The sequence below is a fragment of the Sutterella sp. AM11-39 genome (genome assembly GCF_003472385.1).
Classification (GTDB): domain Bacteria; phylum Pseudomonadota; class Gammaproteobacteria; order Burkholderiales; family Burkholderiaceae_F; genus Duodenibacillus; species Duodenibacillus intestinigallinarum.
Window position 1 is genome coordinate 54,437 of record NZ_QRLV01000007.1, and the last position, 12,370, is coordinate 66,806.

At 50.8% G+C, this 12,370-nt stretch carries 12 protein-coding genes; 5 read left to right on the forward strand and 7 right to left on the reverse strand.

Features of this window, described 5'->3' with window-relative positions; all coding sequences use genetic code 11:
* Window positions 1-9: 9 nt before the first annotated feature.
* On the forward strand, window positions 10-1,086 hold the full coding sequence (tsaD, locus tag DW133_RS07015; protein WP_118275939.1) for a tRNA (adenosine(37)-N6)-threonylcarbamoyltransferase complex transferase subunit TsaD: 1,077 nt from the start codon (window positions 10-12) through the stop codon (window positions 1,084-1,086).
* 97 nt (window positions 1,087-1,183) lie between these two features.
* Here tsaD and queC read toward each other — a convergent pair whose 3' ends face one another.
* Window positions 1,184-1,909: a 7-cyano-7-deazaguanine synthase QueC gene (gene queC / locus DW133_RS07020; protein WP_118275986.1), complete on the reverse strand. Its 726-nt coding sequence runs from the start codon at window positions 1,907-1,909 to the stop codon at window positions 1,184-1,186.
* Between the two features lie 132 nt (window positions 1,910-2,041).
* Window positions 2,042-3,745 carry a flavocytochrome c gene (locus DW133_RS07025; RefSeq protein WP_118275940.1) on the reverse strand — a complete coding sequence of 568 codons (1,704 nt, stop codon included), beginning with the start codon at window positions 3,743-3,745 and terminating at the stop codon, window positions 2,042-2,044.
* Between the two features lie 173 nt (window positions 3,746-3,918).
* On the opposite strand from DW133_RS07025, the gene DW133_RS07030 reads away from it, so the two are divergent.
* The 4 genes from DW133_RS07030 (at window position 3,919) to DW133_RS07050 (ending at window position 7,482) form a co-directional block, all read left to right on the forward strand.
* The gene (locus tag DW133_RS07030; RefSeq protein ID WP_118275941.1) at window positions 3,919-5,694 is read left to right on the forward strand and encodes a PhnD/SsuA/transferrin family substrate-binding protein; all 1,776 of its coding nucleotides are present in this window, start codon (window positions 3,919-3,921) and stop codon (window positions 5,692-5,694) included.
* A gap of 2 nt (window positions 5,695-5,696) precedes the next feature.
* Entirely contained in the window at window positions 5,697-6,332 is a 636-nt protein-coding gene (locus DW133_RS07035; RefSeq protein WP_118275942.1) for a response regulator transcription factor, read from the forward strand.
* A gap of 395 nt (window positions 6,333-6,727) precedes the next feature.
* Window positions 6,728-7,006 (forward strand): antitoxin, encoded by a 279-nt coding sequence (locus DW133_RS07045; RefSeq protein WP_118275944.1) that lies wholly within the window; start codon window positions 6,728-6,730, stop codon window positions 7,004-7,006.
* Window positions 7,003-7,482, forward strand: coding sequence for a type II toxin-antitoxin system VapC family toxin (locus DW133_RS07050; RefSeq protein ID WP_158571144.1), 480 nt, complete (start codon window positions 7,003-7,005; stop codon window positions 7,480-7,482). Before DW133_RS07045 ends, DW133_RS07050 begins: the two co-directional genes overlap by 4 nt.
* A 21-nt stretch (window positions 7,483-7,503) precedes the next feature.
* Here the strand turns inward: DW133_RS07050 and DW133_RS07055 are convergent, their stop codons facing one another.
* The 5 genes from DW133_RS07055 to DW133_RS07075 all read right to left on the reverse strand — a co-directional run bounded on the left by DW133_RS07055 (window position 7,504) and on the right by DW133_RS07075 (window position 12,288).
* Window positions 7,504-7,758, reverse strand: coding sequence for a FeoC-like transcriptional regulator (locus DW133_RS07055; protein WP_158571145.1), 255 nt, complete (start codon window positions 7,756-7,758; stop codon window positions 7,504-7,506).
* A gap of 135 nt (window positions 7,759-7,893) precedes the next feature.
* The gene (gene feoB, locus DW133_RS07060; RefSeq protein ID WP_118275947.1) at window positions 7,894-10,260 is read right to left on the reverse strand and encodes a Fe(2+) transporter permease subunit FeoB; all 2,367 of its coding nucleotides are present in this window, start codon (window positions 10,258-10,260) and stop codon (window positions 7,894-7,896) included.
* Between the two features lie 15 nt (window positions 10,261-10,275).
* Window positions 10,276-10,503 carry a FeoA family protein gene (locus DW133_RS07065; RefSeq protein WP_118275948.1) on the reverse strand — a complete coding sequence of 76 codons (228 nt, stop codon included), beginning with the start codon at window positions 10,501-10,503 and terminating at the stop codon, window positions 10,276-10,278.
* Window positions 10,504-10,559: 56 nt separating this feature from the next.
* Window positions 10,560-10,796, reverse strand: a complete 237-nt coding sequence (locus DW133_RS07070) for a FeoA family protein (protein ID WP_118275987.1) — start codon at window positions 10,794-10,796, stop codon at window positions 10,560-10,562.
* A 340-nt stretch (window positions 10,797-11,136) separates the two neighbouring features.
* Window positions 11,137-12,288: a porin gene (locus tag DW133_RS07075; protein WP_118275949.1), complete on the reverse strand. Its 1,152-nt coding sequence runs from the start codon at window positions 12,286-12,288 to the stop codon at window positions 11,137-11,139.
* Window positions 12,289-12,370 lie beyond the last annotated feature (82 nt).

Genomic DNA, 12,370 nt, shown 5'->3' on the forward strand with positions numbered 1-12,370 from the left:
TTAGATCTCATGAAAGTTCTCGGCATTGAAAGCTCGTGCGACGAAACCGGCGTTGCGCTGATCGACAGCGAAAAAGGACTGTTGGCAGACGCCGTCCACACGCAAATCGATATGCACCGAGCCTACGGCGGCGTTGTGCCGGAACTCGCCAGCCGCGACCATATCCGCCGTGCGCTGGTGTTGATTGACGACGTTCTGACGCGCGCAGGCGTCAAGAAAGAAGAAATTGATGCCGTTGCCGTCACCGAAGGCCCGGGTCTGGCCGGAGCGCTTCTGGTCGGCTCGTCCGTCGCTCACGCCATCGGCTATGCCTTAGGCATTCCCGTGGTCGGAGTGCACCATCTGGAAGGTCACCTGCTCTCAGCTTGCCTTGCGGACCCTGCTCCCAAGTTTCCCTTCATTGCGCTGCTGGTAAGCGGCGGACACACGCAATTTATGCGCGTCAATGCTTTCGGCAGCTATGAACTGTTGGGAGAAACGCTGGATGACGCCGCGGGCGAAGCATTTGACAAAACCGCGCAGTTGTTAGGTGAAGGCTATCCCGGCGGTCCTGCGGTTTCTCGTCTGGCCGAAACAGGTTCGCCCGGCGCCATTGAATTGCCGCGTCCGATGCTGCACTCTCCGTCGCTTGACATGAGCTTCTCGGGGCTCAAAACGGCTGTTCTGACCGCCGTCAACGATGCCAAGGATCCCACGGATCCTCAGTTCCGTTCGGATTTGGCTTTGGCGTTTACTGAAGCGGTTGCCGAAGTGCTCACCACCAAGGCCATCAAAGCCATCAAAACGACCGGCATCAAACAGTTGGTGGTGGCAGGCGGCGTATCCGCCAATAAGACGCTGCGAGCCAGCCTGATCGATGCCTGCCGCAAACGGGGTGCACGAGTCTTCTTCCCGCCTCAGCGTTTGTGCACCGACAACGGCGCCATGATTGCCGTGGCCGGCATGATGCGTCTGCAACGCATGACTGAAGAGGAACTTCAAAACGCCCGCAAGCGCTGGAGCTTCTCAGCCAAGCCGCGCTGGACGCTTTCTCAAGCCGCCAATCCGGACGCCGTCAATCCGAGACAGCGATTCCGCAATCACTGATACATTTCGGGCCGGAAATTCCGGCCCGTGTCATTTGTATATCCGATTTTCGTGACAACTGCCTAAATCTGCATCACGGACATCAACTCAGAACTCGTCATTGAGCGTGCTGGCGATTCTTGACCCACTTCTCCCAGCCTTCCTGACGCAACTTGCAGGCCGGACACTCGCCGCAGCCGTAGCCCCAGTCGTGGAGCACATCGTGGTTACCCATATAGCAAGTGTGCGTCTGAGTGCGTACAAACTCCACAAAGGCGTCACCGCCGAGGTCGTGCGCCAGCTGCCAGGTTTCTGCCTTCGTGAGCCACATCAACGGTGTCTCAATCACCACCTGACGATCCAATCCGAGCGAAAGCGACACCTGCAGGCTCTTTAGCGTGTTGTCTCGGCAGTCGGCGTAGCCCGAGTAGTCGGTTTCACACATGCCGCCCACGAGAACAGAGCCGCCGCGGCGGTAGGCAATCGCAGAAGCAAACGTGAAAAAGAGAAGATTACGTGCCGGAACGAAAGAGTTGGGCACGCCGTCCTTTTCAAACTCGATTTCGATCTCGCGCGTGAGAGAGCACTCCGAAATCTGGCCCAAGACCTTCATGTCAATCATGTGATCCTGACCGAGACGCCCCTTGGCGTAAGGCAGAACGTCTTCGATGGTCTCTAGGATGTGCTTGCGGCATGTGATTTCAGCCGTGTGGCGCTGGCCGTAGTCAAAACCGACGGTCTCCACTTCCTTGAAATTTTTCAGCGCCCACGCCAAACACGTCGTCGAATCTTGTCCGCCTGAAAAAAGCACCAACGCTTTCTTGTCCGCAAAGCCACCGGCCATCTTGAATCCTTTTGCAATCATTGAGAACGGATGGATTCTACGGTGAATCAATTCAAAAAAAAGCAAACTGTTAACAAAAAATAAGAGCCCTTGCAATCAAGGGCTCTCGAGTCAAGAAAAAATCTTTTTGGGCTATTTAGTTTCTTTCAGGATTTCTCGTACTGCAATGCGAGCAAATGAAGGCGGGACAAAAACATTCACATTGTGTCGACCGAGATTGGAATCTGTTACTTGGCCAACTGCATAGAGTCCTTTGATTGGTACCCCATTCTGATCCAGTGCTTGTGCTTTTGTATTGATTGCTATTCCTCCCAAAGTTGCGTGTACTGCAGGCTCAATTTTCACACCATAGTATGGAAGCGTGTCGAATTTGCATCCAAAGGTTTTACGACCAAATTCAGGATCGTTGCCACTTTCTGCATAAGTTTTGTACTTCGCAATTGTGTTAGCCAGTCCTTTCGGATCAATTCCCAACCGTTTTGCTAGGTTTTCGAGTGACTTATCATGCAACACGTAACCTTTTTGAACATAATCCTTGATAATTGCCAGCTTGGATACCGAACTCTGGTCAAAGATTAGAAAAGCTTTTCCCGTGCCCCCAGTAGCTTTAATCATTGCCTGAGTCACACCAGTTTTGTCATTGCTCGTATCATCGATAAATCGATTACCACTCTGATTGACCATGATACCGCCACTTGTAAAGCGTAATGCGGTAAAGGAAATCTGGGTACCGTTGGCATTGTATGTGCTTGGATTAAGTACGATTTTTCCCATATCTGTCAGCTTTGCACCTACTTCTTGAGCCAGACGATGTCCATCGCCTTGCGTTCCAGCAGAGTTTGTCGTACCCAACACTGCCGCCTCAGGTGCAAATTGCTTGAGCATCTCCTTGCTGGCAGAAAAACCACCTGTGGCCAAAATAACAGCTTTGGCTGTTACTTTGTATGGCTTACCACTCAAAGGTGTGACCTCCACTCCAACGGCTCTACCATCCTTCATCAAAATTCTTGTCGCTCGAGCATTCAAACGTACATCCACCTTTTCCTTTTCCAAGGCCTTGGTAAAAGTTTTGGTAATTTCGAGTCCCGGAGCACGTCCGTCCGAAGGCGCATGTGCAAAAGGCTTAAAAATACGATCAAGATCAGCACCGTTTTCAACCAGAAAATCAACAACAACTTTGCTTTCAGGAGCAACAGTTTGAGCCATAACTGGATCGGTATCCGGATACCCTGACAAATATTTTGCAAATCCCTCAACAGTTGTATCTGTACTCTTATGCTTGGCTTGAACAACTGTTCCGCCAGCCTGAATATATGTTGAAGTAAAGGTACCGTTTCCTCCAAGTACGCCAAGCTTTTCAAGCAGGATGACATCTTTACCTGCACGGCTCAGTTCAATAGCAGCCATCATGCCACCAGGACCACCGCCAACAACTACAACATCGGTCGAAGCATCCCCAAATGCGGTTTGAACTGTATTTTTCACGCCATTCGACGCCTGGTATCCAGCTTTTTGAAGTGCAACACTGAGAGCCATCAAAGCAGCTTTACTTGAAGCAGTTGCTCCACTAACCGCATCCACGGCAAGGGATTGCGTCTTGACAACCGATCGCGCAATGACATCCAGCGCACGGGATCCTACTCCCTCGGTTTCGTTGTGCTTAAAACTGATATCCGCAATTTTGCCTTGCTTAACAACGACAGTCGTCTCTACCGGACTGCCCCAGACACCAGGAGCACTTGCGACATACGAACCATCCATCAGGGCTGCAAAAGCAGCTGTATGAACAAATGCAGCTATCGCAAAAGTTGCAAACTTCGGTACATACCCAGTCATTGTCAACCTCCTCTTTTGTTCTTATGGCGAGGACTTCAATTCCCCACGTTCTTCACTATATCGGCGAAGGTGCGCGCGCACTTTGTGTGCTGTCAAAAAGCCTCTCTTAGCTTGAATAGATGGTTTTCTACCGTTGCTAAGATTGGTCAAAAGTTCCTGCGATTGAGGCAAAAATGAAAGCAAGCTGGTACAAATTAGCTGCACTACTGAGCATTGCTTGGGCAGGAAATATCTGTGGCGCTATACAAAAATCGGAACCGGTTTATTTCTATGCCAGTGAATTTTCTCTTCCTGGCATTGAAATGGATTGTGCCGCGCCAACAATCGAAGCAATTCGTAAAGCAATCGCTCCTCGAGAGCTTCGGGTTGTGCAATTGACGTCAATAAAGGAAGTCGACAAAGTTTTCGGCATGCCGGGTCAGTTTGTTGCCGTCGTCGGCGCCTCGACATATTGGCGACATTTGCGTGACGGCATCCGCGATATAGCAACACTGGTTTCTCACCATCAACCAGATCCTGATCACGCCGTTGGTGCATTGGTCGTGGTACGTAAAAATAGTCCAATTAAAACATTGGACGATCTGGAAGGTCACAGTATTGCCGTCAATGAGCCAAACGGCTTTCAGGCTATTCAAGTGGTCTACCGCGAGATCGCGGATGCTGGACATGAATGGCGCGGATTTTTCTCCAACGTCAAATCCTACGGTCTAGACTTTCGTCAACGCCTTGAGGCGGTCCGCAACGGTGAAGTAGATGCGGCAACTGTCAATGTCTGCTACGCCGAAAGAATGGCTGCCAAAGGCATTGATGTTCTCAAAGATCTCAAACCTCTCTCGATCAAACGTCAAAAATCCGTTTCGTGTATGACAAGCACGAAACTCTACCCGAACTGGAGTCTCCTGGCTTCTCCGGAACTTGACAGCAGTACGCGCGTCAAGATCGCTAATGCGGTTTATGCCATGCAACCGGTATCCGATGGCCAGCGATGGACAATGGCAAGCGATTTTCGAGAAACTGATGAACTTTATCGCGTCCTGAAGACTGGCCCTTATGCCTACTTAAACCAATGGACGCTACGTCGAATTTGGGAGGAATACCGACTTGCCGTTCTCTGCGCATTGGCTGCAATTGCCTTTTTTCTTTGGCACTCTTGGCGAACTTCCCAAATCGTAGTCGTTAAAACAGCTCAACTTCGCGAAGCACTTGAACGTCAAAAACAACTTTCTCAGTATGCAATTGACGTATCTAAACGATACGAAAAAACTAGGAGAGCTCTGACAATCACTCAGCTTTCGAGCATGGTCGCACATGAGCTCAGCCAACCATTGAGCGGAATCCTGCTCTATTCACAAGGGATCCGCCAGCTTGTATGTACTGCTTTACCAATATCTCAACAACGCGTTGCTCTTGACGTTCTTGCCAAAATCGAAGCCAGAGCAAGAAAAGCAAACAATATTGTCAATTACGTTCGAAGCTACGCAAAAAGCAATGAATTGCCTTTTAATGAAATTGACTTACTTTCAATTGTCAAAACAAGCGTAGACAATATGGTTATCGCTGGGAAAATGTCCGAAAAAGCTTTCCAAGTGAACTGTAGATACAAATACATATGGATCCTGGGCTCTCAGTTGGAACTCGAATTAGCATTGAACAATATAATCGAAAACAGCATCCAAGCCATTGGTAAATCCTGTCGAATCAATATTGATCTAAGTGTTTCAAGTCAGTCTGTTCATCTGGATGTAAGCGACAATGGACAAAATGTTGACAACACCCTCTTGCAATCGTTATCCGAACCATTGTCAACTTCAAAAAAAGAAGGGCTAGGGCTTGGGCTTTCATTGGTTCGCTGTATCGTTGACAGACATGCCGGAACAGTAACTTTTAGCAACACAAAGCAGGGCGGTCTTCGGATAACTATGAAATTTCCTGTTCTGCGAAAAAAATAGATATGCTTGAGATAAAACGAGATTGTTTTTTAATACGGGTCGTTGATGATGATGTTGAACTACTTGATGCCATCAAGTTTTGTCTCGAATGCGCTGATTGGCGAGTCGCCATCTACGTGTCTGCAACATCATTTTTAGCAAATGAAAACTTTGAACAACCTGGCTGCATCATTCTAGACATTAACATGCCCTCTATCTCAGGTTTGGAACTTCAACAGTTTCTAAACACGTGTGACCACGCTCTGCCTGTAGTATTTTTAACTGGGCATGGAAATATGAATACTGCAATTCACGCTTTCCGGCATGGTGCTGTTGATTTTTTACAAAAGCCTTTCGAACCTGATGAACTTCTTACAGCAGTCCAAAAGGCTATCAAAATTGCGGAAAAACAGTATTTAGCTCGTCTTAACCGTTCGGCCACGGCCCGTTGGAATAGTCTGACAGATAAGCAAAAACAAGTCGCCAAAGATTTGTTAACCGGCGTAACAAGTGCGGATATTGCTGAACATTTAGGTATCAGTGAACGAACCCTACAACGCCATAGACAAAATGTTTTCCATAAACTTGGCATTAGAAAAACAGCCGATTTAACAACCTTCCGTATTCAATTGCAACAAGAAACTGGAAATTTTCCATAGCCCAATAAACCTTGCTTTGCTAACGGTCAAGCTTGATGACAATTGGGGCGAAGTTTCGTTAGGCGCTGGCTATAACGTGACCGACTCTGTGCATGCGTTCATTGATATCGTTACCAGTTTCGATGGCGATATTGACCAGAAGTGGCGCGTGAACTTCGGTGGTCGCTACGTCTTCTAATGTGAGTCATCTTCCCTATTAAGGGATCACAAAACTCTTTTCACACATCCCCAAATAGATCTAAATTTTCATTGGGGATGTTTTTTTATTAAATTCGTTCCAAACAGAAAATTGAATCTTTATCCCAACATCTTATGAGCAGACCTTCTTACAAGAGATAGGCACATTTGGCATAATCAGATATATCTCATTGATATATCTTTTTTAGTCAAAAAAAATGAGCAAAACCGCAAAAGTTTTCATGTCCGGCCGTAGCCAGGCCGTGCGGCTGCCAAAGGAATTTCGATTCGACACCAAAGAAGTCTGGATTCGCCGCAATCCGGATACCGGAGAAATTATCCTCAAGCCAAAACCCGACCTACCCGAAGGGCTCCAAAACGGTCTGCAAGTCTTCATGCATGAAATGGCTCAGCTTAGACAGGAGCTCGGTGACGATTGGGAACCTCTCGAAATCGAACCAAGAGAAGCCTGGAATCCCAAGGAGCTTTTCAAGTGACCTGCTACCTGTTGAACACAAACATTTTGATCGCCGCTGCCAACGACACGTCGGCCATTCTTAACAGCCATCTTGCGAAACATACCAACGACGAACTGTTTACATCTTCTTTGAGCTGGATGGAGATTTACCACGGAATTTTGAAAATAAGTCCCGAAGGAGTGATAACTCATAAGGCCAGGATGTATCTCAAAGTTTTCGAAAAACTTGAGTCATCAATTCGGATCGAACCTTTCACCAAGGAAGACGCCGAAGTTACCGCCAAGCTTTACGATCACTCTCGCCGTCTTGGCCATATGTTGTCATTTCAAGACGCATTAATTGCCGGTCAGGCACTTTCCCGAAACTTTGTGCTTGTCTCCGGCGATCGCCGAGCCGGCTTCGAGCTTTATGCCGACATGGGGTTGAAATACGAAAACTGGCTCTATCCGATTCATCAGACGCCTCCTTCCACTCTACTCAACGATCTGCTGTAGCAAGTTGGCGCCGAATCTCCGTCAGGGTTTGGTGCCGATCCACTCATAGACGCGCACCGGCACTCGCTTTCCTTCGTCATGCTTCGGTGTCTGGGCGCATGATCCTGAGCAAGCACCGCTTGCACACGCCGGCAGTACTTTCGTGAACCGCACCTTGCCTTTGGTTCTCAAAGTCTCCGCCACCATTTCCACCATCTCGAAGGTGGTACGGAACTGTTGCGCGAGTTCCGGTTGTGTAGCCGTTCCATAACGGCGCAGATAGTCCTGGATATCCATCAAAAGGCTCATACTTTGTCCTTGTGTTACATGCAAGAAAAAGCCGCATCCGACAGCGAATCTCTGGTCTGAGTATCGGATGCGGCCAGTCAGGTGCTTCAGAGCTTTGTTCTCCGAAGCTTTACGGTTATTTGATTACGAAGGCTGCGCCACAGCGATCGGGATCACCTTCGGACCCTTGCCGCGATTGTTCTTCACGTAGTTGCGCATGAAGAACAACAGAGAGGCAAGCAGGCCGAGCGAAATCACAATGGCCACGGTCGCGTAGAGCGGATCCTGAGCAAACGTGCCAACACGGTAGACGATGGTGGCCGTCGAGTAGCCGAGAACCGTCGTCCAGGCCGCCAGGAACAGCGTCCAGGCTGCGCCTGCCTCACGATAGACCGCTGCGATTGCCGCTACGCAAGGCATGTAGAGAAGCACAAGCATCAGGTAAGCAAAAGCAGCCAGTTGAGAACCGAAGAGCTTTTGCATCATGTCGATGGTCGTCACCGTCACTTCCTGCGATTCGGCGGCGGCTGCCGTATCCGACAAATCGTCAACGGCGATACCGAGAGGATCAGTAAAGGCTCCGCCCAGGTCAGCCAGATTGTCAACGATCGTGCCGCCGGCTTCCGAGAGAATGGCACCGAGCGACCAACCTTCGTCGGCTTCTTCTTCAGCGGGTGCAGCAGCGCCTTCGCCTGCAGCTTCCGCATTCTTGTCGCGAGCCATCTGGTCGTAGAGCGAGTTAAGCGTACCGACGACAGCTTCCTTGGCGAAGATGCCGGTAAAGACACCCACAGCCGCCGGCCAGTTTTCCTGCGTCACGCCCATCGGCGAGAGCACCGGAGCGATCGTGTAGCCGATTTCAGAGAGGACCGACTTTTCGGAGTCCTCATTGCCGAACGAACCGTCGGTACCCCAGCTGTTCAAGAAACCCAGTACGGCGCAGATCACAACAATCACTTTGCCGGCACGGTTCAGGAAGGCCTTCAGGCGATCCCACGTGCGCATCATGACGCCCTTGACCGTCGGGATGTGGTACGGCGGGATTTCCATCACGAAGGCGGAAACTTCACCGGGCAGCACCACGCGCTTGATCAAAAAGCCCGTGATGATGGCGGCAATGATGCCGATCACATAGATGCCGAACACCAGATTCTGGCCATTGGTCGGGAAGAACGCCGTCGCAAACAGCACGTACACAGGCATGCGGGCGCCGCAGCTCATGAAGGGAGCCATCATGATGGTGATGATGCGGTCGGTTGCCTTATCCATCGTGCGGGTGGCCATAATGGCGGGCACGTTGCAGCCAAAGCCCACGATCAGCGGTACGAAGGCTTTGCCGGGCAGGCCCAACGCGCGCATCACGCGGTCCATCACGAACGCGGCACGAGCCATGTAACCCGAGTCCTCAAGCATGGCGAGGAACAGGAACAGGAAGAAGATCGGCGGAATAAAGGTCGAAACCGTCGTAATACCGCCGCCGATACCGTCGGCAAGCAAAACCTTAAGCCATTCGGGCGTGCCGACTGCCTCAAGCAGGCGACCGAAACCGTCGACAAAGATGCCGGCAAACGTGATGTCGAAGAAGTCGATGAAAGCGGCGCCGAGGTTCTGCGTAAAGAGGAACATCACGTACATGATCGCCAGGAAGATCGGCAGTCCCAACCAACGGTTCAAGACCACGCGATCGATCTTGTCGGTCATGGTGTTGCTCATTTCGCCGTGTCGAATCAGTGCCTTTTGCGTGATGCGGTTGACAAAGTTGTAACGCGCGTCGGCAACCACGATATCGGCGTCGCCGTCATAAGCGGCATTCACATCGTCAACAATCTTCTTAACCTTGGCGTAGGCTTCGGCAGGAAGCTTGTCTTCAATGCCCGGAGCGCCTTCAACGAGCTGCAGCGCAAACCATTCGGGACGTTCCACGCCTTCTTTGCGCAGTCCCTGAGTAATCGCCTCACGAGCCTTCTCGATACGATCTTCGAACGAAACGTTCATCGGCGGCAATTGCGGATTCTTCAGAAATTCCGCAACTGTTTTTTGAAGTTCACGCACCCCCTGCTCGCGCGCTGCGACCAGTCCCACAACAGGGCAACCGAGCGCCTGCTGCAGAGCCTTGAGATCCATCTCAATCTTGTGGTTCTTGGCAATGTCGAGCATATTGACGGCCACGACCATCGGAACGCGCATTTCAATGAGTTGCGCCGTCAGGTATAGGTTTCGTTCCAGGTTGGAGGCATCAACGATGTTGATCACTGCCTGCGCTTCATCCGTGAGGATGTAGTCGCGTGCAATACGTTCGTCTTCGCCGGAAGTCGAAGCCGGCGTAATGGAATAAATGCCGGGAAGGTCAACGATCTCAACGTCGTTGCCTTCAAAACTGTAACGTCCCGTTTTCTTATCGACGGTGACACCCGGCCAGTTGCCGACTTCCTGTTTGGAGCCCGTCAGAGCATTAAAAAGCGTCGTTTTGCCGCAATTCGGATTGCCGACAATACAGATGATATTTTTCATTTTGCAATCCCCAACTCAATCCAAGCGCACTTCCATAATGGCGGCTTCGTCCTTTCGAACGCTGATAAAGCTGCCGCGCACGCGAATCTCAACCGGATCGCCCAGCGGAGCCACGCGCACCACCTCAAATGCTGTTCCCGGTGTTGCACCGAGCATCAGCAAACGCCGGCGATATTCCGGCGCCTTTTTGTCATAGCCGACAATCGTTCCCTTGGTTCCGGGAGAAAGTTCCTTTAACAACATGGTTTGCCTGTCCCTTGTTCCGAGCCGCTTGCTTTTCAGTCGCAATTGAGCGGCTCTCAGTACACGTAAATTTTCTGAGCAACGTCGAAGTTCACGCCGATGCGGCTGTCTCCGACGGCAATCAAAATGCTCTCGTTGACCGCGCCGCTTAACACTCGAACCGAACTGCCCACATGCAATCCGAGCTCATCGAGACGAGCCGCTTCTGGAGCCGGCAGCTTGACCTTGGCGACAATGCCGGGTTCTTCGATTTTCAGTTGCGTGAGCTTGCGAATTGTTCGTTCTTTGTTCATTGCTTTTGCGTTTGTGGTGGCACCGAAATCGCTCACCGAGCGACCCGAAGTCATCAACGATGGATAAATTCAATGCGAATGATACCCTTTCTCAATCTCGATGAGAACGGTTATCAATCAGTATTTTCAACAATGAATCAGCCATTCAAGCGTTGACACTTGTTTCCTGATGTCGCTTAGCAGCACAGAAGACGACGAGAGAACTTGAAAATTAGCAATTCTCGTTCTCATCAAAAGAATGTTCGTCGCCGCTCAGATTTGAAAAAGAGCCGTGACATCGAGGGCCCCGGCTCTTTTTGATTTGCGAATCGGTTTACACCTTCATTGCGTCGTTGTGTGCTTAGAACGTGTGCACAAGACCCACGCCGAAACCGACGCTGTTGTAATCAGCACGGCCCATCAAACCAAATTCTGTCTCGTTGGCACCGAGGTCCTTGTCAAGACCGTCGCCGCCGACCGAGTAGAACGCAGCGCCGTAGAGCGTCGTACGCTTGCTCATGTCATAGGTATAGGCCAGACCGAGAATCGTGGCACTGCCCTCTTCGTCGGACACCGCATCGTTTTCACCCTTGACGTACTGAACGGAAGCGCGCAGCGTGCCCTGTCCAAGCGGAGCCGTGGCGCCGAGCATGAAACTGTCGAAGTTATAAGCGGCGTCAGAGATCTCTCCTGCCGCAAATTCGCGCGTCTTGCTGGCGTGCTGATACACAAAGCTCGGACGGATCACTTCAAAGTCGTAAGCAGCGGCCACCGTAAAGGTCCAGGAGTCATCGTTGTCAGCGTTGGCACCCCAATCAGCCAAGCGATCGTACTTGCGCATCTCAGCAATCGCAGCCAAGGCCAGCGGGCCGTTTTCATAGGACACACCCAGACCGTAGTAGTGATCGCGATCCGACCACTTGGCATTGGAGTCGTCATCACCGGTGTTGCCCATCAGAGAAACCTTGAAGCCCTCCATCGGCGTCACTTCGACAACAGCCATGTTGCCGCTTGCAAAATCCTTAGACGCAAAAGCACCGAGACCTGCCACACCGACAAAGGCTTCCATCGGGTCAAAAGCGCAAAGCAAATCAAAGTCGCCGCCGGCACTTGCCAGACCGCCGATGTTGCCGAAGGCAAAATTCACCTTGTCATTACCGATGCGCAAATAGGCCTGGCTGTCAAAAAGCACGCTACCCTCTGGATCTGCTCCTGCCATTTCACCCGTGTCCGAGCCGAACTCGTTTTCAAGCGTAAAGCCGACGGTCCAGCCGTTGCCGAGATCTTCTTCACCGGTAATGCCCCAGATGGAATCCCCCCAGAAACCGCTTTCCATCGTGAACGAATCCTTGCTTTCCTGGTTAGCCGCGTCCTGGCTACCCGACAAGGAAGCTTGGTTCTGGTAAAGAACACCCGTCGAAACGGAACCATAAAGCGAAACCTGAGCTGCCTGAACCGAGAAGGCGGCGGCGCTCACCGCCATCGCCAGAAGCGTTGTCTTGAATTTGGTCATTTGTTGTCTCTTTAAAAGTAGGAAGAAGCGACGGCAAGAAGCGTTTTTTTCCAGATCTATCGAACCGTCTTGAATCGTTGCG